Source organism: Sneathiella sp., from assembly GCF_029233945.1.
GTDB lineage: Bacteria > Pseudomonadota > Alphaproteobacteria > Sneathiellales > Sneathiellaceae > Sneathiella.
On the sequence record NZ_JARGOQ010000015.1, the window covers coordinates 46,597 to 70,168 of the forward strand.

The following is a 23,572-nucleotide window of genomic DNA, read 5'->3' on the forward strand; positions in this document are numbered from 1 at the left end:
GCGCTAGAACTGCCCATCAGCTTCCGCTACTCGCCGCTTTTTTTGTCCGGGTTGTTTTTCGTTTCGGTTCCATATCCTCGGTAAGAGCGAGAAGCAGTTTCTTCTCGATATTGGCAAGTTTGACCTTGTTGGTGATTTTCAGACCGAAACTGTCCTTCACATAGAAGACGTCAACAGCCCGTTCGCCATAGGTGGCAATATGCGCTGAAGAAATCGACAGGGATAACGTGAATAAGGTCCGCGCGAGGTTCGCGAGGAGGCCAGGGCGATCACGGCCTCGCACCTCGATCACTGTATGGGTGTTGGAGGCCTTGTTATCGAGAATGACAGCCGGCTGGACTGTAAAAATCTCTGTCCGGCTCGGCAGGCTCGACTCCCGTCGGTCGACAATCTCCAGATGCGGTTTGCGCGTCCCCTGCAGGGTGTCTTCAATCGTTTGACGCAATTTTTTCATGCGCCCTCGCTGATCGTAAACCTTGCCTTCTGAATCCTGAATAAAGAAGGTGTCGAGCGCCATGCCGTCCGTCGTCGTATGAATTTTCGCGTCCACGATATTGGCGCCGCTGACAGACATCGCCCCGGTAATCCGGGAAAAGAGGCCCGGATGGTCGGCCGTATAAACAATAACTTCCGTAATCGAACGGAAGGGGTCGCTTTTTGACTCGATAGTAAAAAGGGCTTTTTCCTTGTCCGCCTTTCGCATCAGTTCCGCTTGGGTGACGCGGTCTTCACTGCTGGTTCCGATCCAGTAGGATTGATAGAAACGCCTGATATGGGCATCGATTTCCCCTTTTTTCCAAGATTTCAGAAGCTCACGCAGCTCTTCCTGATAATGCGTGGCCCGCTCTGCCCGACCTTCAGAGATATGGCCGCCAGTAAGGGCGTTTTCGGCCGCGTAATATAGCTCGCGTAGAAGCTGGCCTTTCCAACCGTTCCAGACGTTCGGCCCGACCGCGCGAATGTCCGCGACCGTCAGGACAAGCAATAGCCTCAGCCGCTCCGGGCTTTGAATGATTTTGACGAAATCCTCGATAGTTTTTGGATCCGAGATGTCCCGCTTGAACGCGAAACCGCTAAACACCAGATGATATCGCACGAGCCAGGCAACCGTCTCCGTTTCCGATGGAGACAGCCCAAGCCGGGGGCAGAGTTTCTCCGCCACCTCGGCCCCGAGGATGGAGTGATCCCCGCCGCGTCCTTTGGCGATATCATGGATCAGAACGGCGCAGTAGAGGACGTTCCGCGAGACAATCTTTGGCATGATGTTGTGGGAAAGCGGGTGATCCTCTTTCAACACCCCGTCTTCAATCTGCGAGATGATGCCGATCGCGCGGATCGTATGCTCATCCACTGTATAGACATGATACATATCATGTTGCATCTGCGCGACGACGCGCCCGAAATCCGGAATAAAGCGACCGAAGACACCCGCCTCATTCAGGCGCCGCAGGGTCGTTTCCGGGTCCTTGCGGCTGGTCATCATTTCAAGAAAGAGCTGATTGGCGCGTTCGTCGCTGCGGATATTGCGATTGATCAGCTTGAGGTCCTGACGGATCAGACGGAGCGCATTCGGGTGGACATCCAAGCCTTTTTCCTGGGCTAGATGGAACAATTCCAGCATCCGGACGGGGTCTTTCTGAAAATCATCATCTTGTGTCACGTCAATGCGCCCGCTTTCGACGACATAGCCTTTCAGCTTTCGTTTGGCGAGTCCGAACCGCGGGATTGGCAGGCGGTTTTTCTTCTGCTGTTCGGCCTCCAGATTGGCACAGAAAATACGCGTCAGGTCACCGACATCTTTCGCAACGAGGAAATAATGCTTCATGAACCGCTCAATTCCGCTGGTGCCGGCGTGATCCTTATATTGCAGCCGTTTGGTGAGCTCTGTCTGAACGTCAAATGTAATGCGCTCTTCCGGTCGTCCGGTCAGATAGTGAAGATGGCATCGCACGGAACGGAGGAAATTCGATGCCTTGGTAAATCTGCGGCGCTCCTTCTCGGTGAAAACGCCAAGCTTCACAAGCTTTGAAATATCTGTAGTCCCGTGCAAAAATTTCGCTATCCAGAACAGGGTCTGCAAATCTCGAAGGCCGCCTTTTCCCTCTTTGATATTTGGTTCGACAACGTACCGGGAATTGCCAAACCGGTCATGGCGTTCTTTTCTTTCCTGCAGCTTGGCCTCGATAAATTCGCGGCTGTGCCCGGAAACAACATCCTTCATATATTTGCGATACATCTCCTTGAACATATCCTGATCGCCCCAGACATAGCGCGCCTCCAGCAGCGCAGTCTGGATCGTTGTATCTTTTTTGGAGAGACGGATGCATTCATCCACAGTGCGGGTGGAATGCCCGACTTTCAGGCCGAGATCCCAGAGCATATACAGAACGAATTCAATCACCTGTTCACACCAGGAGGTCTGTTTGTAGGGAAAGAGAAAGAGCAGGTCGACATCGGAGAAGGGCGCCAGTTCCCCCCGGCCATATCCCCCGACAGCAACAAGTGACAGCTTTTCTTCCGGTGTGGGGTTGCTCAATTGATAGACATACTGGGTTGCGACATCGAAAATACCGCGAATTAGCTGATCGACCAGGAAGCATTGGGCATACATCATCGCCCGGCCCTTGTTCGACTGCATAAAGCGTTGCTCCACCGCCTTGCTGCCGTGATCGAGACTTTTCTTGAATTGACGCAGGACTTCCTGCCTGAACTCAAAACTGTCCGGCGCGAATTTGTCTGCTGCTTTGGCAATCGACTGAACTAATGCGCGTCGGTCGATAATCTCTTTACGGTTTGGAATTTTTTCCATTTCTGATCCAATTGGTCTGCCAAGCTTGCCATATGGCAGACGGCCTTTTAAACTTTATTGAAAGGCTGTTTAGCAAATATCGGGATCAAAAGCCCGAAATATATGCTCAGCCCGACTATGTAGCGCGGCATTCTATCAACAGGCTCAGCATCATGAAACAGTTCGATATAGAAGATTTATCGGTTGCTGCGGCGTATAAATCCTATCCCGAAAAACAAAGGAACAAACTGTTGGCGCTGCGGCAGCTCATTTTCGAGACGGCTGATACTATTGGCAATGTGACGCTCACTGAGACCCTGAAATGGGGGGAGCCGAGCTACAATGCAAGCAGCAAGGCGGGAACGCCAATCCGGCTTGCGCCATCCAAGGAAAAGGGGGTGTGCGGCCTTTTCGTGCATTGCCAGACCAGCCTTGTCGATGAATTCAGGGATAAATATCCGCAGGCGTTTCAATACAGCGGCACGCGTGCCCTTCTTTTTGCGCCTGATGATAAACTTATAAAGCCGGAGCTTCGTGAGTTTATTACCGCGGCGCTGACCTATCATCGGCGAAAATCCTCCGCCACTAAGAGCTGACTTTATGAATTTTCTGGCATTTGCTGATGGCGCGGTGCTGGGTGCCGCCCTGATTATCGCCATCGGCGCACAGAACCTGTTTGTTCTGCGGCAGGGCGCGCGGCGGGATCAGATATTTATCATCTGCCTGCTGTCTTCCTTGATAGACGCATCGTTGATCTTGTTGGGCGCGATGGGACTCGGTTCCATCATAGCAGCCTTTCCCTCTCTGGTCCCCTGGGCGAGTTGGGGCGGCGCGCTTTTCCTGATCGTTTTCGGGGTTCTTTCCTGTCGGCGGGCGATCTGGCCGGAGCCCCTGCAAACAGGCGAAGATACACCGACCACCACTTCACGGCGAAAAGCGGTTCTGCTGACGCTTGCGTTCGGATTTTTAAACCCGCATGTCTATCTGGATACGGTAATCCTGTTGGGCGGGATTGCGGCCGGATATGCGATGCATGCGCGAATCTACTTTGTCATCGGGGCAGTTATCGCCTCCTTCGCCTGGTTTTTCGCTATTGGATATGGCGCCCGCGTGCTTGCGCCGTTGATGCAAAACCCGACGGGTGCCCGTAGTCTTGATGTGATTGTTGCCGCGATGATGTTCTTTATTGCGGCCAGCCTGATCCATGAGCAGCTGACCGCAATAGATTAAGGGCTGAATCAGGTGATCGTCTGGCCGCCATCAATCACAATCGTCTGGCCGGTCAGGAACGTACCGGCATCGGACGCCATCAGTATGGCGGCGCCGGCAATTTCTTCAGGCTGTCCGATCCGTTGAAGCGGTGCGCGTGATGTCGCGCGTTTCAGGATCTCAGGATCTTCCCAGAGCGCGCGGGCGAAATTTGTCTGAATCAACCCGGGCGCAATTGCATTCACGCGAATATTATCCGCGCCATGTTCCACGGCGAGGTTGCGGACGAGCTGCATATCGGCCGCCTTGGAAATACTATAGGCGCCCAAAACAGCAGAGCCACGAATGCCGCCGATCGAGGAGACAATAATGATTGCGCCATCCTTGCGGGCCTTCATCTCCGGGAGGACCATGTTGCAGAGCCAGTGGTTGGACTTGATATTGGCGGACATGATCTTGTCAAACGCGTCATCGGGAATATCTGTGGACGGACCGAAGAAGGGGTTGAGGGCTGCATTACAAACCAAGGCATGGATATCGCCCAACTCTTTATGCGCCTCATCCACCAGATTTTGCAGCGACTCCTTGGAATTGATGTTGCAGGGGATGACAATTGCCTTGCCGCTGCTTCCCTCTGGCAGACTGTCATTGATTTCCTTGGCAACCTCTTCACAAACATCGGCTTTCCGGCTTGAGATCGTGACTTTTGCGCCCGCCAGCGCCATCTGATGGGCAATTGCCTTGCCGATGCCCTTGCTGGAGCCGGTAATGACAATATTTTTTCCGGACAGATCAAACATATAATGTCTCCCTTATTGTTTTTTTGTGGTTTTTGCTGAGTTGAAACCTAATGAGTTGTGACAGTCTTGTCATTAACAAGTTGGTCAATCGCGGCCCAGTTTCTTAAGCTCATAAAGCAGGTTGAGCGCGTCACGAGGGGATAGGTCGTCAACATTGACGGACTTGAACCGTTCTTCAAGCTCGGATGGTGTTTTCCTTTTTTCCTGTGCCGCTGTTTCCTCAATTACCGCAGAGAAAAGGGGCAGGTCATTGGCGAGCCGCGTCGCCGCCGATCCCTGGTCTTTTTCCTCCAGCGCGGTCAGAACAGCTTCCGCCCGCTTGATCACGGCTTTTGGAAGACCGGCCAGCTTGGCGACCTGAATGCCATAAGACCGGTCTGCCGATCCGTCTCCAACTTCATGGAGGAAGATGACGTCGCCTTTCCATTCCCGGACGCGCATGCTGTGGTTCTGGAGTGCGTCAAGCTTGGAGGCAAGCGCCGTCAGTTCGTGGTAATGGGTCGCGAACAGGGCTCGGCATTGATTGATATCATGCAGATTTTCAACGGTTGCCCAAGCGATGGACAATCCGTCATAGGTGGCAGTTCCTCGCCCGATCTCATCAAGGATCACCAACGCGCGCGGTCCCGCCTGATTGAGGATGGAGGCAGTCTCCACCATCTCGACCATAAAGGTTGACCGACCCCGGGCTAAATCATCGGCGGCGCCCACCCGGCTGAACAAGCGATCGACGATGCCTATATGGGCGGCGTTCGCGGGCACAAAGGCGCCCATTTGTGCCAGGATGGTAATGAGGGCGTTTTGCCTTAAAAAAGTACTTTTACCCGCCATATTCGGGCCGGTCAGAAGCCAGAGGCGTTGGGTTTCGTTGAGGCAGCAGTCATTGGCAACGAAATCTGCTTCGGCGCTCGTTTTAAGCGCGGCTTCAACAACCGGGTGACGTCCTCCGGTAATTTCAAAGCTGAGACTGTTATCTACGATAGGACGGCAATAGGATTGCTCAATCGCCAGTTCCGCATGGCTGGCGGCGACGTCTATGCGGGCAATGGCTTCCGCAGCGGACAAAATGGCCGGACCCGCTTTCTTCACCTTATCGACCAGTTCATCAAATAAAGTTATTTCCATCGCAAGTGCCCGGTCCGCCGCGCGGGAGATTTTACCTTCCAATTCCCCGAGCTCGATCGTTGAATAGCGCACTGCATTTGCCATGGTCTGGCGATGGATGAAATTCTCCGTCATTTTGTCGACGAATCTTGGGGTGATCTCGATAAAATAACCTAGCACATTATTATGCTTGATCTTGAGCGACGGGATATCGACCTCTTTCGCGTAAGCCGCCTGCAAATTAGCGATATGGCGGCGGCTTTCGTCGCGGAGCGTGCGGAATTCATCCAGATCGGCACGAAAACCGCGAGCGATAAAGCCGCCATCCCGGGCGAGCAAAGGAACATCCGGTGCAAGGGCCGCGCGAAAAAGGTCAACAAGCTCCGCATGGTACCCAAGCTGTTCGCTTGCCTCTATTAAGCCAGCGGGCAGGGAATCAAGCTCGCCTGTTGCCATGCCTGCCCGGATATTGGCAGTCTCCGCGAGGCCATCTCGAATAACCGCAAGGTCGCGTGGTCCGCCACGGCCCAGCATCAGACGCGACAGCGCCCGCTCTGTATCGGGGCAGCGCCGCAGGATGTCGCGAAGCTGCTCTCGTCGGCCACGGTCGCTCGTAAAAAAGCTCACCATATCGAGCCGCTTTGCGATTTTCGCGGGATCGGTCAAAGGGCTCGACAGATCGGCGGCGAGGCGTCGGCCGCCACCGCCGGTGACCGTCCGGTCGATTGTGGAAAGCAGGCTTCCGTTCCGTTCTCCGCTCATTGTGCGGATCAGTTCAAGATTACGGCGGGTGGCCGCATCAATGGACATGACATCATTTGCCGCGAGCTTCACCGGTGTTTTGATCAGGGGGAACTTTCCCTTCTGCGTCAGTTCCACATAATCCACCAGCGCCCCGGCCGCAGCCAGCTCCGCTCGGTTGAAAGCCCCAAACGCATCGAGGGTTGCCACATCGAAGAGGGATTTAAGGCGGTTTTCACCATTCTGGCTGTCAAAGCGGACAGACGGCAGTGGAGTCAGCGCTTTTCCCCAGTCGCTTACTAGCTCTGAAAAATTCTCTTCATCCAGCCACTTGTCCGAAATAAGAATTTCGCCGGGTTGCAGGCGCGCAATCTGCGCAGACAGTTCCTCCGGCTCGGTCCCGGCCGCGAAAAATTCGCCGGTCGAAATATCAAGCCACGCCATTGCATAGTCTTTCCCGGCACGCGCGAGCGCGAGCAGGAAATTATGGCTTCTGGCGTCAAGAAGGCTGTCTTCGGTAATGGTACCGGGTGTGACCAGACGGACAACTTCGCGCGCAACCACGGCCTTATAGCCGCGTTTCTTCGCCTCCGCCGGGCTTTCCGTCTGTTCAGCAACTGCGACGCGATGTCCTTTCCGGATAAGCTTTTGCAAATAGTTGTCCGCCGCATGAACGGGAACGCCGCACATGGGTATGTCGCCCCCTTCGTGCTTGCCGCGTTTCGTCAGCGCAATATCCAGCGCTTTCGACGCGACTTCGGCGTCGTCAAAAAACAACTCGTAAAAATCGCCCATCCGATAGAACAGCAGGCTATCAGGATGTGCCTCCTTGATAGCGAGATATTGCGCCATCATGGGCGTTACTGCTTTATTCGGTTGCGACTTGGTTTTGACTAGGGTAGGCATGGGGGAAAACTACCATAGCAGGCCATTTTGCCAACTGCTTAATCGTAATTTTTAAACATGAAAAAATACAAGAGTTTTTTGGGGACAGGGGTCGATGAGCGATAAACCGGATTTCAGCCAGTATGAAGAGGCATTGCGTTACCATGCGCAGGGTAAGCCCGGGAAACTTGAAATTGTGGCGACCAAGGCCGTGGCTACTCAACAGGATCTTTCCCTTGCCTATTCACCAGGTGTTGCGGGGCCGTGCCTTGCGATCGCTGACGATCCCGAGCGAGTGTATGACTACACCACGAAAGGAAATCGCGTCGCCGTTATTTCCAATGGCACGGCTGTCCTTGGTCTTGGCAATCTGGGTGCTCTCGGTTCCAAGCCGGTAATGGAAGGGAAGGCAGTTCTTTTCAAGCGCTTTGCCGATATCGATTGTTTTGATCTTGAGCTTGATACCGAGGATGTGGATGAATTTGTCAATTCGGTCCGTCTGATGGGACCGAGCTTTGGCGGGATTAACCTTGAGGACATCAAGGCACCGGAATGCTTTATTATCGAGCAGCGCCTGCGCGAACTTATGGATATTCCCGTCTTTCACGATGACCAGCATGGCACGGCGATTATCTGCGCCGCTGGAATCATCAATGCGCTGGACCTGACGGGACGGTCGCTCAAGAATTGTAAAGTTGTGGTAAATGGCGCGGGAGCTGCCGCTATCGCCTGCCTTGAGTTGATCAAGGCAATGGGGCTGCCGCATGACAATGCCATTCTTTGTGACACGAAGGGCGTTATCTATCAGGGCCGTGAAGACGGGATGAACCAGTGGAAATCTGCCCATGCGGTCACGACGGATTCCCGCACGCTGGAAGAAGCCATGGTGGGCGCGGATATATTCCTTGGACTATCCGTAAAGGATGCCGTCAGCAAGGAAATGGTCACGACCATGGCGGACAAGCCGATCATTTTTGCCATGGCTAACCCGGACCCGGAGATACGCCCGGAGGAAATCGCCGAGGTGCGAAAAGATGCGATTGTCGCGACGGGACGTTCCGACTTTCCGAATCAGGTGAATAACGTTCTCGGCTTTCCCTATATATTCCGCGGGGCGCTCGACGTGCGGGCGACGACGATTAATGAGGAAATGAAGATCGCCGCCGCCGAAGCGCTGGCCGAACTGGCGCGGGAGGATGTCCCCGATGAAGTTGCTGCTGCCTACAAGGGAAAACGCCCGATCTACGGCCCTGAATATATCATTCCGGTACCGTTCGATCCGCGGCTGATTAGTCATGTGCCGACGGCGGTCGCGAAAGCGGCCATGGATAGTGGCGTTGCCCGCCGCCCTATCATAGATGAACTGGCCTATCGCAATGAGCTTCGGGCGCGTCTCGACCCGACAGCAGGGTCCTTGCAGCTCATCCTCGATGAAGTGCGCGCCGCGCCGCGCCGGGTTGTTTTCGCGGAAGGTGAGGAAGAAAAAGTCATCCGTGCAGCCGTCGAATTCCAGAAAGCCGGGTACGGTATTCCGGTCCTTATCGGGCGTGAGGACGAAGTTAAAAAAATCATGACCGGAATCGGTATTGAAGGTTCCGAGAATATCGAGATTTACAATGCCCGCGAGATGGAAAATCGGGAGAAATACTATAATTTTCTCTATGAACGGCTGCAGCGAAAAGGATATCTGCTTCGGGACTGCGCGAGACTCGTAAACCGGGATCGTAATATCTTCGCTGCCTGTATGGTTGCGATGGGGGATGCGGATGCGGTTCTTACCGGTGTTACCCGCCGTTTCTCCGTTGCCTTCAAGGAAATCCAGAAAGTGATCGATCCAAAGCCTGATCAGCGCGTGATCGGGGTTTCCGTCATTGTCGGTCGCGACCGCACGGTTTTCATGGCCGACACAACTGTTACCACTTTGCCAACGGCGGAAGAGCTTGTCGCGATTTCCAAGGAAACAGCGGAAGTTGCAAGGCGTTTGGGACATGAGCCACGCGTCGCGCTTCTGTCCTATTCCAATTTTGGAAACCCGAAACATTATACTGCCGACAGCGTTCGCGAGGCAGTTGAGATGATGGATCGCGAAGAGCTCGATTTTGAATATGAGGGTGATATTTCCGCAGATGTCGCACTGGATCCGGATTTGATGGCCAGCTTCTACCCGTTTTGCAGATTGTCCGGCCCGGCTAATGTTTTGGTCATGCCCGGGCTGCATTCCGCCAATATTGCAGCGAAACTGCTGCCAGTGCTGGGTGAGAGCAAGGTGATCGGCCCGTTGCTTGTCGGGTTGTCAAAGCCAGTGCAGATTGTCCCGATCGGGGCAACTGTTTCCGATCTGGTCAATATGGCGGCGCTTGCCGCGCATGAGGCCAGCCAGTAGCGCGCATCACGTCTCAGTCATAAAGCCTCTGGCGCAACTTGCGATGGGCAATCCAAAATGCAGCCGCACTAAAGACGGTGATGTAGCCGGTATGCAAGAAGATGGCGGCGATATCCAACTCCGTGCCCGCAGTAAGCGGACGAATGGCCGCGACCAGATGCGTCATGGGGAATAACCAGGCGAAATACTGGATAAAGTCTGGAAAGCGGTCAATGTCGAAGAACACGCCGCAAAATATAAACATGGGCGTCACCCAGAAGGTGAAGAAATAGCTGAAAAACTCATATCCCTTGGCGTAGGCAGTCGCGATCAAACCGGCACAGGCAAAACAGATTGATCCCAGAAACACAATTGGCAGGGTGAGAAGCGGCTCAAAGGAAGTCGGCACGCCGCCCCATAGCCAGCCAACAATCAGGACACAGATGGCAGAAAACAGGGCCTTCACCGACGCCCAGAGAATTTCCCCCATCATCAGTTCCGCTAACGTAACCGGGGTTGAGAGAATGGCGTCCCAGTTTTTTTGCAGAAAATAGCGGGTGAAGGCGCCGATAGATGTTTCGAAACTCGCAGCGAAGGCGGCTGAATAACCGATCATGCCGGCGACCACGAACGTCAGGTAGCTCATCCCCGACATTGTGTCGATGAAGGATCCCATGCCAAAGCCGAAGGCGAACAGGAACAGAATGGGGTTGGCAACGTTCGCGACAAGGGAAGAACCAAGAAGCTTTCTAAACACCCTGTATTGGCGGTCATAGACGGCCATCACATAAACGGATTCCGGCATTTTCATGGGCTTAATTCTCCCTCAGAATTCGCCCGGTCAGGCGCAGGAAAACATCCTCAAGGTTGGCGGGGCGATGCAGATAGATGGCATCTTCGGGCAAATCGGTTATGAACTCTGCTGTATCATCGACAAAATAAAGCACAGAATCGCCGATATCCTCCTGATCCCAGCGATTTTCGGGGGAGATGGCGAGGTTGGGTTTTTGAACCTCAAACACATACCCTTTTACATGGCGGGCAATGAGCTCCTCCGGCGTACCCTGATCGAGGATTATACCGTTATCAATGACGACAATCTGGTCACAAAGCCGCTGCGCTTCATCCATATAATGGGTGGTCAGAAGGAGCGTGCGCCCCTCCTTTTTAAGTTCCGTCAGCTGTTTCCAGATGAGTACACGAGCCTGGGGATCAAGGCCGGTCGTTGGTTCATCCAGGATCACCATTTCCGGATCGCCGATAAGGGCGCGCGCAATGGTCAGCCGCCGTTTCATGCCGCCGGAAAGAGCGTTCACCGGTGCGAATTTCTTGTCGTTAAGCTGCATGAATTCCAACAGCTTATTGCTTCGCTGATCGATTGCGGATTTGGAAAGGGCAAAATATCGGCCGAATGCGACAAGATTTTCAAGAACCGAGATGTCTGGGTCGAGATTGCTTTCTTGCGGAACCAGACCGATTTTCGCCTTTATTTCCCGCCGCATGTCGCTGGCGGGTTCCCCGAATACCTTCAGCTCTCCGCCAGTTACCTCGGATAACCCCATGATCATCCGCATGGTCGTTGATTTTCCCGCTCCATTGGGTCCAAGCAGGCCGAAACATTGTCCTGCCGGAACGGAAAAATTAATTCCCTTAACCACTTCCAGCTTGCCGTATCGCTTGACAAGATGGGTGGCGGTGATGACAGCTGTACTCTCCATGGGGGTCCCTCTCGCGCAATCAGAGCGGGAGGGTATGAAGTTTGACCTCAAAGCGCAAGGCTTTGGTCTTCAATATCGAGCTTTGATTGGTTGCGGAGGAGTTTAAGTGTGCGCCGCCCCGGCGACGTTCTCGTCATTCTTTTCGTACACACCAAGACCAAGCACGGTACGGTTGACATATGAAAAGTAGGAAACGGCCTGATTGATCTCGAGAATTTCGCCATCCGAAAGGCCGGAATTACGAAGTTCATCAATCATGCTGACGGAAATCTGGTTTGGTCGTGTCGTCAACAGGTTGGCATAGAGCATCATCGCGAGATCTGGCCCGGCGAGAATGTGATCGGGCTGGTCTGCCTCAAATGCGGTCCAGAGCCTGTTCAAATAATCCTCATCATCCAAAAGCTCGGAGAGTCCCTTGAAGTAGAAATCTGCACAGTAGTCACAGCCATTCAGTTGACTGACATAGACTCCGATTGCGGCAATTTTCCACTGCTCAAGCGCATTGGCACTGTTATTGAGAACGTTCTGGGACAGGGCTATATGCCCTTCCATCATATGCGGTCGGAGAGAGTGGGCGACCATGATGGTGTCAAGTTCACCGTCCTCACCCCTGATGCGCTCATAAAGGCTTTTAAGGGGGCCGTCCGCATGTTCCATCGGGATTGTTCTGATCCAGGTCATTTTACTCCCCTTGCAATAGCGCTGTGGGTGAATAGTACAGGGTTAAGCCAAATGGCAAGGATACTGCCTATTTTTCGCAAATGCTTTTGTACTCCGTAAAAATGCAGCCTATATTCGCTGATAGGGCCTTAACGAACTGTTAAGAGAATAATTTACCGCCGAGGGAGGATGAAATGGGGGCCAATCACAAGCATGGAGATCCGTTGCCGGAAACAGTTCTTCGGGTTAAAAGCCTTGAATCCCTGCTTATTGAAAAGGGACTTGTCGAGGCGGAGGCACTCGATGCGCTGGTTGATCGGTATGAAAACAAGGTGGGTCCTAAGAATGGCGCGAAGGTTGTTGCCCGGGCCTGGGTGGATGACGCTTATCGCGAGCGACTGCTGAAGGACGCGACTTCGGCGGTGGCGGAATTCGGATTTACCGGCGCACAGGGAGAAGAACTGGTGGCGCTGGAGAATACGGACAAGGTTCATAATGTTGTCGTTTGTACGCTTTGCTCCTGTTACCCATGGCCGGTGCTGGGCTTGCCACCCGTCTGGTATAAATCCGCTCCATATCGTGCGCGCGTGGTTCGTGAACCTCGAAAAGTGCTGGAAGAGTTTGGAACCCGGCTTCCCGAGGGCACGGAAGTCCGGGTGTGGGACAGCACGGCGGAAACCCGTTATCTTGTTATCCCGAAACGGCCCGAAGGGACGGAAGAAATGGATGAAGACGCTCTTGCAGAACTTGTCAATCGTGACAGCATGATCGGCACGCGGGAAGCGGATAGCCCGACCATGGCGGAAGGAGCCTGACATGGATGGCATTCATGATATGGGCGGCATGCATGGCATGGGCCCGATAGAGCCCGAGGAGAATGAACCGGTTTTCCATGCGAACTGGGAAAAGCGAATGTTCGCCATGAATAATGCAATGCCTGCCGGGATACGTAGTATAGACGAATCCCGCCATGCGCGCGAACGCATGAACCCCGGCACCTATCTTTCAAGCAGCTATTACGAAATCTGGCTTGATGGTCTCATTCGTATCCTGAGTGAGAAAGGCATTATTTCGGAAGAAGAGCTGACCGGCGGTGTTGCGCCGAAGCCAGTATCAACACCAAGGCCAGCCTTGAAAGCCGAAGATGTCGACGCGGTTATGAGCAAAGGTGGAAACTATATTGCGGACGCGGGAAAGCCAGCCCGTTTCAGGGTGGGGGATAAGGTGCGCGCAAGAAACATACATCCGGTGGGGCATACGCGACTCCCTCGTTACGCAAGGGGGCATATTGGTGAGATCGTTGCCGATTACGGCCCGCATGTTTTCCCGGATGCAAGTGCTGCGGGCAGGAGCGATCCGCAGCCGCTTTACAGCGTCAAGTTCGCCTCCACCGAACTTTGGGGCCCGGACGGCACCGAAGGTGACTATATTTATATTGATCTGTGGGACGATTATCTGGAGGCGGCAAGCGATGGCGCTTGATCCCACTCTGCAGTCTATCAGCATCCCGCAGGATGAAGAGGGTCCTGTGTTCGATGAACCCTGGCAGGCGCAGGCTTTTGCTCTGACGGTCAAGCTGAATGAGGCGGGGCAGTTCAGTTGGAGTGAATGGGCGGAAGTCTTTGGTGCCGAAATCGCGGCGGATACAGAGTCAGGGCAAGGGGTCGGCAATACCGCCTATTACCATTGCTGGCTCTCGGCACTAGAAAAAATCGTCGCTCTAAAAGCATTGCTCACGCCAGAACAGTTGTCGGTGCGCAAGGCGGAATGGCGGGAGGCGTCGGAACATACGCCACATGGCCAACCGATTGAAATTCGCAAATCGCCGAAATAGATTTGCGTATCGCGCTCCAAAGACTTATGTCTCTGGTCAAATCAAACTAGAATACTGGAAAGCCCGTGTCTGATAATTTTTCACCGCCATCGCCCGATCCCGAAATTAAGGACAAGCTCGACAAAGCTGCGGAGATAATCACGGGCCATCTCGACAAAGCCTTGCAGGATTGCGTGTCCGCCGGGCTTGAGCGCGAACATTTCACAGCGGCCGTGATTGCTACCATGATGCAAGCGGTGGAAACGAGCCTGGGTGGGAATGCCGCGGGCGCTCTTCAGGAAATGGCGCAGATGGCGGCGGAACGCGAAGACGAAACGCCCGTCCAGTAGACGGGCGTTTCAGCATTAATCCAATGTATGGATCGGCAGATCCAGAAGTGCACGGCGACGGAGCCACTGGCTCGGCCGATAACGGTCTTCCCCGGTAATTTCCTGCAGTGTCTTCATAATCTTGAGGCAGTTCCGGGTGCCCATATTTTCGGCGAGTTCAACCGATCCCAACGGATAATTGAGCCCCAGCTTCATCCCCTTGTCGATATCCTCCGGTGTTGCGACTCCAATTTGAGCCATTTCGCAGCCGAGATTCGCGATCATGGCTCGGATGCGTTGGGCGACAAAACCCGGGTTATCCTTGATGCGCGTGACACCGCCGGAAACCTCGCTCAACATTGCCATAACGGATTGAACGATTTCTTCGTTGACACCGGGAGCGGCCATCACGGTCGCGCGGGAGAAAACGCCTGTATGGGTATCGATGGCGACAAGGCGCTTCGGATCAAGGTCGAGACGGGCGCATAGCGCCGTACAGTCTTCCCCGATCGGATCGGCAAGAATAGGCGACGCGCCGTCGTCCTCAGAGAGAACACTCACGCCAAGATCCCGTAATAGACCATCCAGCGCAGCGGAAGGTTCGGCAAGGATAACGCGGCGCGCCGGACTTGCGGAGATTTCTTCTGCTACATCCGGCCGGATGATGGTGCCATCTTCGGTGTATTCATAGAATCCGGCCTTCGTCTTTTTGCCAAGGCGGCCCGCCTCCATCATGCTTTCATGCAGGGGATAGGTGGAGAGGCGCTTGTCTTGGAAATAGCCGTTGTAAATGATCTGGCTAACCGGAAAATTAACGTCAATACCGGTCAGGTCGATAAGCTCGAACGGACCCATGCGGAAACCGCAGGCCTCCCGCATGATGGCGTCTACCTGAAACGGCGTTGCCACGCCTTCAGATACGATCCGAAGGGCCTCCGTGGTATAAGCACGACCGCCAAGATTGACAAGGAAACCGGGCGCATCCTTGACGACTACGGGAACGCGGCCCATTCGCTTTCCGATGACTTCCAGCGCCTTGGTGACATCCTCGCTGGTGTCGGTGCCATTAATGACCTCGACCAGTTTCATCAGGGGAACCGGGTTGAAGAAATGCAGACCCGCAATCCGACCGCGATGGGTGCAGGCGGAGGCGATGGAGGAAATGCGGATGCTGGACGTGTTGGAGGCAATAATGGTGTCCGGCTGGACAACGTTTTCCAACTGCTGGAAGACCTTCTGTTTGATATCGATATTTTCAATAATCGCCTCAACGACCAGATCGCATTCAGAAAGCCCTTCGATGCCGTCCGCGACATGGAGGCGCTCAATCGCTTCGTCGCCTTCACTCTTCTCCAACCGGCCCTTTTCAACGGACCGACTAATCATGGAGGTGATAAAATCTTTTGCCGCGGCTGCCGCACCGTCGGCGGCGTCGTAAATATAAACCAACATGCCGCCGGTTGCGGATACCTGTGCGATGCCCCTGCCCATTGCGCCAGCGCCGACGATACCTATCTTTAAATCCCGCTTTTGCGGATCGATGCTCATTTGCTTTTCCATTATTGTTCTTGTCGAAAGTTGATGTGACTTATACCGTGCGCAGGAAATTTGTAAAACCCTACCTTGATGCCACGGCACCTAGTCCTTACATAAATAAGCAATAGTGCCTTTTTGGGCTATTCAGGGCTGCGGTTAATGGCTAACCGGCAGCAGGCTCGCTCATTTGGAGGAGAATATGTATGCCGCGCGCATCATCATTTAATCACCCGCTCATGCTGGGGTTTGATCGGTTTGACCAGATTCTCGACCAGCTTTCGAAATCTTCAAAGGAAGGTTATCCGCCCTATAATATTGAGCAGATGAGCGATAACGCATTGCGAATTACGCTTGCTGTCGCCGGTTTTACCGAGGATGATCTCCAGATAACACTGGAACAAAACCAACTTATCATTCATGGTAAGCAAAGGGACGAGTCGGAGCGTGTTTTCCTTCACCGTGGAATCGCAGCTCGTCAGTTCCAGCGTAAATTTGTTCTTGCGGAGGGGTTGAAAGTTACCGGCGCTGATATGGAAAACGGGCTTCTACATATTGAATTGCAGCTGCCGACGCCGAAAATGGAAAGTCACCAAATCAAGATCAGAAAAAAAAGTTCTAAAAAAGAAATGAAGCCCGTCAATTCGTCGGAATTTATTGACTGATAATTTATTGGGGTCGCGTTAAGGAGTTTTAAAAATGCAATATCAGGAAGCTACTCTCCGCCATTTAAGTCCCGCCGCTTTCGGCATGTTGGGCTCAATGGATATGGCTTATATCCGTGCCGCTGAAGAAGACGGAGGCATTGTCTTTCGCATTTTTGCCGCCAACGGCCAGCAACTTGGAGAAGAGAAGTCGGCCGATGCTGCTATGGTTGTCGCCCGCCAGAATGATTTCGAGGCGTTTCTCGTCAACTAGGCACGGAAGCGGATTTTTTTCCCTTAGATTAAGACTAGGCTGCGGACTGTGCGCCTTCTTCTGTCAAGATGGCGTACAGGGCATCCGCATCCTGACTGCCTCTCAGCTTTTCACACCGCCCCTTGTCCCGAAGCGTGCGGGATACCCGGGCCAGCGCCTTGAGGTGATCGGCGCCGGATGATTCCGGCGCAAGCAACAGGAACAGAAGATCGACCGGAAGGTTATCCATCGAATCGAAATCAATGCCAGTGTTCAGTTTTGCGAACACCCCATATACCTTGTCAATTCCAGGCAGTTTACCATGAGGGATGGCAATACCCTTGCCGATACCCGTGGTGCCGAGACGTTCGCGTTCAATCAGAACGTCCAGAATATCCCGCTCGGCGCAGCCGGTAGCAACGGCGGCACGGCGTGCCAACTCCTGCAAGGCTTGCTTTTTGCTTGTTGCTTTCAGATCCGCAAAAACTGTCTGCGGCTGAATAAGATCACTGATTTCCATGATACCTGATCTGGTTGCTCATTAAGACGGCAAAATAAAATTTATGCGGATTTTTCGACCTTGGGGTCGATCCAACCAATATTGCCGTCAGGCCGTCGGTAAACCACGTTCAGCTCCTGCGTTGAGGAATTCTGGAACATCATCGCAGGCAGATTCGCAAGATCCATCCGCATAACTGCTTCGCCAACCGAGCAATCGGGGATATTTGCACTGCTTTCTGCAATGATCATGGGTTGCCAATCGTCCTGGGTTTCCGTGTCCGACGGTTCTTCCTCCGGCTCTGGCGCCAGAATATAGCTTTGGGCGGCAAAGGCCATTTTCGCCTGATACCGCTCCTTACCATGATGGCTTTTGAGGCGGCGTTTATATCGACGGAGTTGCTTCTCAACACGTTCCAACGCGGAGTCGAAACTGCTATACGCATCGGTGTGGTCGGCCGAAGCAGCGACATCAATGCCAGAGCCGATATGGACATTGCATTCCGTGTGAAAGTTATGACTGTTTCGGCTCAATGTCACCTGCGCATCAATTGCGTTATCAAAATATTTGGAAACGCCGATTTCCAGACTCCCTTCAATATGTTCGCGAAGGGCGTCGCCGACATCAATCTGCTTACCTTTTACAATCACATGCATCACAATGATCCAATCTTAAGAAGTGAGACCAATATCCGCCAAAAAATAGCGCTAAATTCCATTTGAGGGCGGGACCATAGTTTTTGCGCGTGGCAATGTCAACACGCGCTATTTGAAACGGAAAAATGCCGTGCCAGAGGCACCATTTGTTGCATCCCATTTATGAAGCAATCAGTTGCTTCTTCATTCTCCGCCGTTCCACGGACGACGGTATATTCATAGCATCACGATACTTTGCAACAGTACGCCGTGCAATATCTATCCCCTGAAGTTTCATCAATTCGACGATTTTGTCGTCAGAAAGAATGCGATTTGGGGCTTCGTCATTAATAAGCTGTTTTAATTTATGTCGGACGGACGCCGCCGAGTGGGAATCGCCTCCGGATGTTGAATTGATGGCGGAGGTGAAAAAATATTTCAGCTCGAACACCCCGCGGGAAGTGGCCAGATATTTATTAGAGGTAACCCGGCTCACCGTGCTTTCATGCATCGAAATCGCCTCGGCAATGGTTTTCAGGTTAAGCGGACGGAGAAATTCAATCCCCTGGGTGAAGAACATTTCCTGCTCCTCAACCAGTGCGGTGGCAACCTTCAGGATAGTATGGGCACGTTGATCCAGAGATTTCACCAGCCAGTTGGCCGAGTTCAGGCATTCGGACAGATACTCCTTTTCCTCCTTACGCCGCGACTTGTTGCTGATAACCGAATAGTAGCGGTTATTGACAAGCACCTTGGGTAGGGTTTCGCTGTTCAGCTCGATTTGCCATCCACCGTCGGGTCGCCGGTGAACAAAGACATCGGGTACGACGGTCTGTGCCACCTCTCCCCCGAACTGCAAACCGGGTTTCGGGTCCAGCGCCTTGATCTCAGAAATCATGTCGGCGAGATCTTCCTGATCGACGCCGCAGACCTCCAGCAAACCTTTGAGATTACCCTCGGCCAGCATCTGCAGGTTTTGAAGAAGTGCCGCGATCGCCGGATCGTAGCGGTCCTTTTCCTTTAGCTGCAATGCAAGACATTCGGTGAGATCGGCTGCAAAAACGCCTGTAGGCTCCATACCTCGCAGGATTTCGAGGACAGACTTTATCCGCTCCGCAGTGCAGCCTAGGCTTTCTGCTGCCTCGATCAGATCGCCAACTAGGTATCCCGTATCGCTCACCATATCAATAAGGTATGACGCGATCAGTTTGTCTGCAGGCGAAAGAGACAGGAGATTTAGCTGCTGGCTGAGATGGTCGTGAAGGGATAGATCCTCACTTAAGGTATTCTCTAGATTAAGATCAGCCCCGGAAAAGGAATTGCTGCCCCCAGAGCTTGCGCCTAGAACACCGGTATTGGCGGCATCCGCGCCAATCGCATCTGACGGAGCATCAAGAGGGGAGTCACTTGTATAGATATTGTCGTAATCGGTATCGATGGCGGTATTTTCGGCGGCGGAGAGGGGCACTTCTTCAGAAATATTTATTTCCTCAAGTGATGTGGGGTCTCCGTCAATTTCGATGTCTGCGTCACCATCCGTGGCAGGATATTCATCTTCGCCGGGTTGCGTCTCGTCGCGTTCAAGAAGGGGGTTTTTCTCCAGCTCCTGTTCCACATAGGCAGCTAGGTCCAGATTGGACAATTGCAACAGCTTAATTGCTTGCTGCAACTGTGGCGTCATCACAAGTTGCTGGCTTTGCCTTAGATCAAGTCTGGGCGTTAGCGCCATTGTCTCTCCTGATCTCTGTCAATCTCAAGCTGTCTAGAGATTGAAGCGATCCCCCAAATATACGCGTCTCACTCCTTCATCGGATACGATCTCCGACGGGTTTCCTTCCTTTATGACACGACCTTCGTTAAGAATATATGCACGGTCAATGATATCAAGCGTTTCACGCACATTGTGTTCGGTAATCAGAACACCTATCCCACGGTCTTTGAGGTGAGAAACCAGATCGCGTATATCGCCAACCGCGATTGGGTCAATGCCCGCCAATGGCTCGTCGAGCATAATGTAGTTAGGCTGGCCCGCGAGCGCGCGGGCTATCTCAACACGGCGGCGCTCCCCACCTGACAGGGCAATCGATGGCGTGCGGCGAAGGTGAGAGATGGAAAACTCCGCGAGCAGACTCTCCAACTGGTTCTCGCGCTTTTCCCGGACAGGCTCGATAAGTTCCAGAACGGAGCGGATATTCTGCTCCACATTCATGCCACGGAAAATTGATGCTTCCTGCGGCAGATAACCGATACCCAGACGGGCACGCCGATACATCGGGAGTTCCGTGACATCCCGGCCATCAAGATAAATTGTGCCATAGTCGGGTCGCAACAAGCCTGAAATGATATAGAAGCTGGTCGTCTTGCCGGCACCGTTGGGCCCGAGGAGGCCAACGGCCTCACCGCGGCTGACGGTTATGTCGACGCCGCGAAGGATCGGTCTCTTTTTGAAGGCCTTGCCGATGTTTTGCGCTCTCAAGCCGGAGTTTTCGGCTACCAGCCGCGGGCCCCGCTCCACTTCCTCTGTTCCTGTTGTCATATCCGTCTCATACTCTACTCGCCGGTTTTTTTCTCAGGAACAAAAATCCCTTTCACACGGCCCGTGTTTCCGCCTGTCGCGCCGCCGCCTTCGACCCGGCTTTTGCCGGTAATCAGGTCAAGGGTCAGCGTGTTACCACGTAGAACGTTCTTTCCTTGCGTTAATACCACATTTCCCTGCAATTCAATCTGCTTATTTATGACATCATAAACGCCCTTGTCTCCCTGCGCCGTTTCTCGCGGGCTGGAAAGGAATACATTTCCCAAAGCATCGATCTGGCGGATGTTGGCAGGCTCCCCATTCTCAGACTGGTTCTTGTCGGCGTAATGCACCATCAGCTTGGCGGCCCGCATCCTGATCTCGCCCTGCACAACCTGAACATTTCCTTCGAAGATGGCGAGCTGGTTGGCCTGTTGCACCTCAAGCGAGTCCGCGGTGATCTCGATCGGCTGATTGGTATCGAAACTGCCCCCGGTGAGGGCGGATTGCGCCATGGCGCTCTCGGGAGACCCTGCAGCAAACAGGCCAATGGCAAGGATCAGTATTATTAGTTTTTTTGTCAGCCTGCGCATTTGGGGATGTCCAAGATTCTTTTTAAGGATTGATAGTCATTTTGACATTGCCGTCAAATCGTATGTTACCAGTAATCTGGTCGGCGGCAAGGCTATCCGCTTCAATGGCGCCGAGCGGACCATGGCCTTTCAACGGATTTTTACTTGTGATCGTCCGCTTCTTCAGGTTGACTTGGGCCGAGTTGGCGGAAAACTGATTGCCGCTGTCGCTGAAAATATCAATCTCGCCATAAAGGTCCAAAACGCCGGTTTCCGTATCCAGTTCTCCCGCCGGTGCCGTGATGGAAATCCAGTCCTGACTGGGAAGGGTGATATCCGCCTGAATATTTTTGAGCGAGACAAGGGACGCCGTTGCTGTCTTCTGCGTTGCTGTATCCGCCGTCACGACATACTGCCGCTCGTTAATATCGCTTGCGACATATTGCGGGTTCTTCATCGTCAGCCCGTCATCGGATACCGTGACGTCCGCGTAATCGAGCTTGAACCCCTCCGGCTTATCAAGATTAGGAAGGATAAAGGCAAGCCCGACAAGCAGGATAGCAAGTCCCAACAATATGAACTTAATAATCGTAACAAAATGGCTGTAGCGGGCGTTGAACTTCATTTCCACCAGCCCCGGCGTGCCAATGAAGTCAGTCGTGCCGGCAAGCGTCTCGTTCGAGATTTCGTCCTTTGTTGGTATGGCATCCACGCGTTTCATTTGTTACATGACTCCGCTGCGCAGGCAGTCATGCACACTGATGATGCCGATCGTTTGCCCTTCATCGACCACAAACAGGCAGGTAATACCATTAAACCCTGTAGAATTCATCTGCGCGAGAGCTTCTCCGGCCAGCGCCCTTGCGGAAATCGTCTGCGGATTACGGGTCATCACCTCATTTACAGGTTTACCGAGAAGGTCTGCCCCCATATGCCGGCGCAAATCTCCATCGGTAATTATCCCGACAAGGGCATTTTTCTCGTCCAGAACGCCGACGCAACCGAAACTTTTTGCGGAAATCTCGATAAGCGCTTCGCTCATTAACGTGCCTTCGCGGGCGAGTGGCATGGCATCTCCGGTGTGCATCAGGTCCGCGACTTTGATAAGGGAGCCACCCAGCTTGCCACCTGGGTGAAAAACGCGGAACTGTTCGGCATCGAAGCCGCGGCGCGAAAGCAGGGCAACCGCAAGGGCATCTCCCATCGCCAGCGCTGCCGTTGTCGATGTTGTTGGCGCGAGACCCATCGGGCAGGCTTCCGGTGCGTCGGGTAGGAGTAACAGCGCATCGGCGCGGCGACCAAGCGTGCTGTCGGCTTTGCCGACAATCGCGATGAGAGGGATATGGAACCGCCGGGTGTAGGCAATGATATCGCTCAGTTCTTTTGTGCCGCCGGAATTGGAGAGGCACAGCACCACATCATTCTTTGTGATCATGCCAAGGTCCCCGTGGCTCGCCTCGGCCGGGTGAACGAATTGCGCAGGGGTGCCAGTGGATGCGAGTGTCGCCGCAATCTTGTTGCCGATATGCCCGCTTTTGCCCATGCCGCTGACAATGACGCGACCGCGCGCCTTGAAGATAAAATCAAGGGCTTTGATAAACTCTCCGTCGAGATCGTCCAGAAGCTGTAGAAGCGCATCCGCTTCAGTTTTCAGCACTTTCCGGGCGGCAACGAGATCGGCTGTCTCGTCAACTCGGGCTGTCGCCACGTCCTTTGAAAATGCCATTAACCGATCCGCCATCTGTTTGCGCTTTCCGGCGCCGTTACAACCGGTCCGACACACTATCACTGAAGTCCATCAATATATAAGAAAATTGCGTCTTCTTAACAAGGATAATAGCGCTTTGCCGTCCCTACCTCTAGCTATGTGCGAAGATGTCTGTATCCGCCCATCCCGCAAGATCGAGCCTTGCGCGGGTCGGCAGAAATTTGAAACATTGCTCCGCGAGTTCCATTCGTCCTTCGCGTATCAGCATTTCATCTAGGTTTTCTTTCAACTGATGCAGATAGAGAACATCGGACGCGGCATATTCCATTTGTGCGTCACTGAGTTCTTCGGCGCCCCAATCTGAGGACTGTTGTTGCTTTGAAATATCAATGCCGAGAATCTCCTGACAGAGGTTCTTGAGTCCGTGGCGGTCGGTGTAGGTCCTGACCAAGCGGGACGCGATTTTCGTGCAGTAAACAGGCGCGCAGGTCACATTGAGGTAATGTTCCATCACAGCAATATCGAACCGGCCGAAATGAAATATCTTGAGCCGCTCCGGATCGCCAAGCTGCCGGACGAGGTTTGGAGCGTCATAGCTTTTGCCATCGAACTTGACGAGATGCGCATTTCCATCGCCGGACGAGAGCTGCACAAGGCAGAGCCGGTCACGATGCGGGAGAAGCCCCATCGTCTCGCTGTCCACCGCGATGGACGGACCGAGGTCGATATCGTCGGGAAGGTCGCCATGATGCAGAAAAATTGCCATTTCATCCTCCGGTAACGGCTAGTGCGGCGAGAAGGATG

24 protein-coding genes are annotated in these 23,572 nt (G+C 53.5%); 9 read left to right on the forward strand and 15 right to left on the reverse strand.

Annotation, left to right across the window (positions count from 1 at the left end; all coding sequences use genetic code 11):
• Positions 1-16: 16 nt before the first annotated feature.
• Entirely contained in the window at positions 17-2,809 is a 2,793-nt protein-coding gene (locus P1U71_RS07065; RefSeq protein ID WP_301104864.1) for a [protein-PII] uridylyltransferase, read from the reverse strand.
• 152 nt (positions 2,810-2,961) lie between these two features.
• On the opposite strand from P1U71_RS07065, the gene P1U71_RS07070 reads away from it, so the two are divergent.
• Together P1U71_RS07070 and P1U71_RS07075 are read left to right on the forward strand one after the other, a co-directional pair.
• Positions 2,962-3,384 (forward strand): DUF1801 domain-containing protein, encoded by a 423-nt coding sequence (locus P1U71_RS07070; RefSeq protein WP_301104865.1) that lies wholly within the window; start codon positions 2,962-2,964, stop codon positions 3,382-3,384.
• Positions 3,385-3,388: 4 nt separating this feature from the next.
• A complete protein-coding gene (locus P1U71_RS07075; protein ID WP_301104866.1) occupies positions 3,389-4,018 on the forward strand; it encodes a LysE family transporter in 630 nt (209 codons plus the stop codon).
• A gap of 8 nt (positions 4,019-4,026) precedes the next feature.
• Here the strand turns inward: P1U71_RS07075 and P1U71_RS07080 are convergent, their stop codons facing one another.
• Positions 4,027-4,797, reverse strand: a complete 771-nt coding sequence (locus tag P1U71_RS07080) for an SDR family NAD(P)-dependent oxidoreductase (protein ID WP_301104867.1) — start codon at positions 4,795-4,797, stop codon at positions 4,027-4,029.
• An 84-nt stretch (positions 4,798-4,881) separates the two neighbouring features.
• Positions 4,882-7,548, reverse strand: a complete 2,667-nt coding sequence (gene mutS / locus P1U71_RS07085) for a DNA mismatch repair protein MutS (RefSeq protein WP_301104868.1) — start codon at positions 7,546-7,548, stop codon at positions 4,882-4,884.
• Positions 7,549-7,642: 94 nt separating this feature from the next.
• On the opposite strand from mutS, the gene P1U71_RS07090 reads away from it, so the two are divergent.
• The gene (locus P1U71_RS07090; RefSeq protein ID WP_301104869.1) at positions 7,643-9,910 is read left to right on the forward strand and encodes an NADP-dependent malic enzyme; all 2,268 of its coding nucleotides are present in this window, start codon (positions 7,643-7,645) and stop codon (positions 9,908-9,910) included.
• A gap of 13 nt (positions 9,911-9,923) precedes the next feature.
• On the opposite strand, the gene P1U71_RS07095 is transcribed toward P1U71_RS07090, so the two are convergent.
• The 3 genes from P1U71_RS07095 to P1U71_RS07105 all read right to left on the reverse strand — a co-directional run bounded on the left by P1U71_RS07095 (position 9,924) and on the right by P1U71_RS07105 (position 12,288).
• Entirely contained in the window at positions 9,924-10,700 is a 777-nt protein-coding gene (locus P1U71_RS07095) for an ABC transporter permease (RefSeq protein WP_301104870.1), read from the reverse strand.
• A gap of 4 nt (positions 10,701-10,704) precedes the next feature.
• Positions 10,705-11,607 carry an ABC transporter ATP-binding protein gene (locus tag P1U71_RS07100; RefSeq protein ID WP_301104871.1) on the reverse strand — a complete coding sequence of 301 codons (903 nt, stop codon included), beginning with the start codon at positions 11,605-11,607 and terminating at the stop codon, positions 10,705-10,707.
• A 102-nt stretch (positions 11,608-11,709) separates the two neighbouring features.
• Positions 11,710-12,288: a hypothetical protein gene (locus P1U71_RS07105; RefSeq protein WP_301104872.1), complete on the reverse strand. Its 579-nt coding sequence runs from the start codon at positions 12,286-12,288 to the stop codon at positions 11,710-11,712.
• A 173-nt stretch (positions 12,289-12,461) separates the two neighbouring features.
• On the opposite strand from P1U71_RS07105, the gene nthA reads away from it, so the two are divergent.
• From nthA to P1U71_RS07125, 4 genes are all read left to right on the forward strand, one after another.
• Positions 12,462-13,082 (forward strand): nitrile hydratase subunit alpha, encoded by a 621-nt coding sequence (gene nthA, locus P1U71_RS07110; RefSeq protein WP_301104873.1) that lies wholly within the window; start codon positions 12,462-12,464, stop codon positions 13,080-13,082.
• Position 13,083: 1 nt separating this feature from the next.
• Positions 13,084-13,749, forward strand: coding sequence for a nitrile hydratase subunit beta (gene nthB, locus P1U71_RS07115; RefSeq protein ID WP_301104874.1), 666 nt, complete (start codon positions 13,084-13,086; stop codon positions 13,747-13,749).
• The gene (locus P1U71_RS07120) at positions 13,739-14,101 is read left to right on the forward strand and encodes a nitrile hydratase accessory protein (RefSeq protein WP_301104875.1); all 363 of its coding nucleotides are present in this window, start codon (positions 13,739-13,741) and stop codon (positions 14,099-14,101) included. The genes nthB and P1U71_RS07120 overlap by 11 nt, the downstream gene beginning before the upstream one ends.
• A gap of 65 nt (positions 14,102-14,166) precedes the next feature.
• On the forward strand, positions 14,167-14,430 hold the full coding sequence (locus tag P1U71_RS07125) for a hypothetical protein (RefSeq protein ID WP_301104876.1): 264 nt from the start codon (positions 14,167-14,169) through the stop codon (positions 14,428-14,430).
• Between the two features lie 15 nt (positions 14,431-14,445).
• Here P1U71_RS07125 and P1U71_RS07130 read toward each other — a convergent pair whose 3' ends face one another.
• Positions 14,446-15,957, reverse strand: a complete 1,512-nt coding sequence (locus P1U71_RS07130; protein ID WP_301104877.1) for a 3-hydroxyacyl-CoA dehydrogenase — start codon at positions 15,955-15,957, stop codon at positions 14,446-14,448.
• Positions 15,958-16,148: 191 nt separating this feature from the next.
• On the opposite strand from P1U71_RS07130, the gene P1U71_RS07135 reads away from it, so the two are divergent.
• Positions 16,149-16,607, forward strand: coding sequence for an Hsp20 family protein (locus tag P1U71_RS07135; RefSeq protein ID WP_301104878.1), 459 nt, complete (start codon positions 16,149-16,151; stop codon positions 16,605-16,607).
• Positions 16,608-16,641: 34 nt separating this feature from the next.
• On the forward strand, positions 16,642-16,860 hold the full coding sequence (locus tag P1U71_RS07140; protein WP_301104879.1) for a hypothetical protein: 219 nt from the start codon (positions 16,642-16,644) through the stop codon (positions 16,858-16,860).
• A gap of 34 nt (positions 16,861-16,894) precedes the next feature.
• Here P1U71_RS07140 and ptsN read toward each other — a convergent pair whose 3' ends face one another.
• From ptsN to P1U71_RS07180, 8 genes are all read right to left on the reverse strand, one after another.
• Entirely contained in the window at positions 16,895-17,359 is a 465-nt protein-coding gene (ptsN, locus tag P1U71_RS07145; protein ID WP_301104880.1) for a PTS IIA-like nitrogen regulatory protein PtsN, read from the reverse strand.
• A 41-nt stretch (positions 17,360-17,400) separates the two neighbouring features.
• A complete protein-coding gene (raiA, locus tag P1U71_RS07150; RefSeq protein WP_301104881.1) occupies positions 17,401-17,994 on the reverse strand; it encodes a ribosome-associated translation inhibitor RaiA in 594 nt (197 codons plus the stop codon).
• 160 nt (positions 17,995-18,154) lie between these two features.
• The gene (rpoN, locus tag P1U71_RS07155) at positions 18,155-19,702 is read right to left on the reverse strand and encodes an RNA polymerase factor sigma-54 (RefSeq protein WP_301104882.1); all 1,548 of its coding nucleotides are present in this window, start codon (positions 19,700-19,702) and stop codon (positions 18,155-18,157) included.
• Positions 19,703-19,735: 33 nt separating this feature from the next.
• Positions 19,736-20,509, reverse strand: a complete 774-nt coding sequence (gene lptB, locus P1U71_RS07160; RefSeq protein ID WP_301104883.1) for an LPS export ABC transporter ATP-binding protein — start codon at positions 20,507-20,509, stop codon at positions 19,736-19,738.
• Between the two features lie 14 nt (positions 20,510-20,523).
• Entirely contained in the window at positions 20,524-21,081 is a 558-nt protein-coding gene (gene lptA / locus P1U71_RS07165) for a lipopolysaccharide transport periplasmic protein LptA (protein WP_301104884.1), read from the reverse strand.
• 22 nt (positions 21,082-21,103) lie between these two features.
• Complete coding sequence (lptC, locus tag P1U71_RS07170) at positions 21,104-21,781, reverse strand: LPS export ABC transporter periplasmic protein LptC (protein ID WP_301104885.1); 678 nt, start codon at positions 21,779-21,781, stop codon at positions 21,104-21,106.
• A gap of 3 nt (positions 21,782-21,784) precedes the next feature.
• Positions 21,785-22,801 (reverse strand): SIS domain-containing protein, encoded by a 1,017-nt coding sequence (locus tag P1U71_RS07175; RefSeq protein WP_301104886.1) that lies wholly within the window; start codon positions 22,799-22,801, stop codon positions 21,785-21,787.
• A gap of 118 nt (positions 22,802-22,919) precedes the next feature.
• A complete protein-coding gene (locus P1U71_RS07180; protein ID WP_301104887.1) occupies positions 22,920-23,534 on the reverse strand; it encodes a ribonuclease D in 615 nt (204 codons plus the stop codon).
• Positions 23,535-23,572 lie beyond the last annotated feature (38 nt).

Bases quoted from the DNA above. Each gene is read 5' to 3' on its own strand.
- mutS (WP_301104868.1), bottom strand. From the start codon at position 7,548: ATGCCTACCCTAGTCAAAACCAAGTCGCAACCGAATAAAGCAGTAACG.
- P1U71_RS07120 (WP_301104875.1), top strand. From the start codon at position 13,739: ATGGCGCTTGATCCCACTCTGCAGTCTATCAGCATCCCGCAGGATGAA.
- P1U71_RS07175 (WP_301104886.1), bottom strand. From the start codon at position 22,801: ATGGCGGATCGGTTAATGGCATTTTCAAAGGACGTGGCGACAGCCCGA.
- P1U71_RS07080 (WP_301104867.1), bottom strand. From the start codon at position 4,797: ATGTTTGATCTGTCCGGAAAAAATATTGTCATTACCGGCTCCAGCAAG.
- P1U71_RS07070 (WP_301104865.1), top strand. From the start codon at position 2,962: ATGAAACAGTTCGATATAGAAGATTTATCGGTTGCTGCGGCGTATAAA.
- lptA (WP_301104884.1), bottom strand. From the start codon at position 21,081: ATGCGCAGGCTGACAAAAAAACTAATAATACTGATCCTTGCCATTGGC.
- ptsN (WP_301104880.1), bottom strand. From the start codon at position 17,359: ATGGAAATCAGTGATCTTATTCAGCCGCAGACAGTTTTTGCGGATCTG.
- P1U71_RS07135 (WP_301104878.1), top strand. From the start codon at position 16,149: ATGCCGCGCGCATCATCATTTAATCACCCGCTCATGCTGGGGTTTGAT.
- nthB (WP_301104874.1), top strand. From the start codon at position 13,084: ATGGATGGCATTCATGATATGGGCGGCATGCATGGCATGGGCCCGATA.
- P1U71_RS07105 (WP_301104872.1), bottom strand. From the start codon at position 12,288: ATGACCTGGATCAGAACAATCCCGATGGAACATGCGGACGGCCCCCTT.
- nthA (WP_301104873.1), top strand. From the start codon at position 12,462: ATGGGGGCCAATCACAAGCATGGAGATCCGTTGCCGGAAACAGTTCTT.
- P1U71_RS07180 (WP_301104887.1), bottom strand. From the start codon at position 23,534: ATGGCAATTTTTCTGCATCATGGCGACCTTCCCGACGATATCGACCTC.
- P1U71_RS07140 (WP_301104879.1), top strand. From the start codon at position 16,642: ATGCAATATCAGGAAGCTACTCTCCGCCATTTAAGTCCCGCCGCTTTC.
- P1U71_RS07090 (WP_301104869.1), top strand. From the start codon at position 7,643: ATGAGCGATAAACCGGATTTCAGCCAGTATGAAGAGGCATTGCGTTAC.
- P1U71_RS07075 (WP_301104866.1), top strand. From the start codon at position 3,389: ATGAATTTTCTGGCATTTGCTGATGGCGCGGTGCTGGGTGCCGCCCTG.
- lptB (WP_301104883.1), bottom strand. From the start codon at position 20,509: ATGACAACAGGAACAGAGGAAGTGGAGCGGGGCCCGCGGCTGGTAGCC.
- P1U71_RS07095 (WP_301104870.1), bottom strand. From the start codon at position 10,700: ATGAAAATGCCGGAATCCGTTTATGTGATGGCCGTCTATGACCGCCAA.
- P1U71_RS07100 (WP_301104871.1), bottom strand. From the start codon at position 11,607: ATGGAGAGTACAGCTGTCATCACCGCCACCCATCTTGTCAAGCGATAC.
- P1U71_RS07065 (WP_301104864.1), bottom strand. From the start codon at position 2,809: ATGGAAAAAATTCCAAACCGTAAAGAGATTATCGACCGACGCGCATTA.
- lptC (WP_301104885.1), bottom strand. From the start codon at position 21,781: ATGAAACGCGTGGATGCCATACCAACAAAGGACGAAATCTCGAACGAG.
- raiA (WP_301104881.1), bottom strand. From the start codon at position 17,994: ATGCATGTGATTGTAAAAGGTAAGCAGATTGATGTCGGCGACGCCCTT.
- rpoN (WP_301104882.1), bottom strand. From the start codon at position 19,702: ATGGCGCTAACGCCCAGACTTGATCTAAGGCAAAGCCAGCAACTTGTG.
- P1U71_RS07130 (WP_301104877.1), bottom strand. From the start codon at position 15,957: ATGAGCATCGATCCGCAAAAGCGGGATTTAAAGATAGGTATCGTCGGC.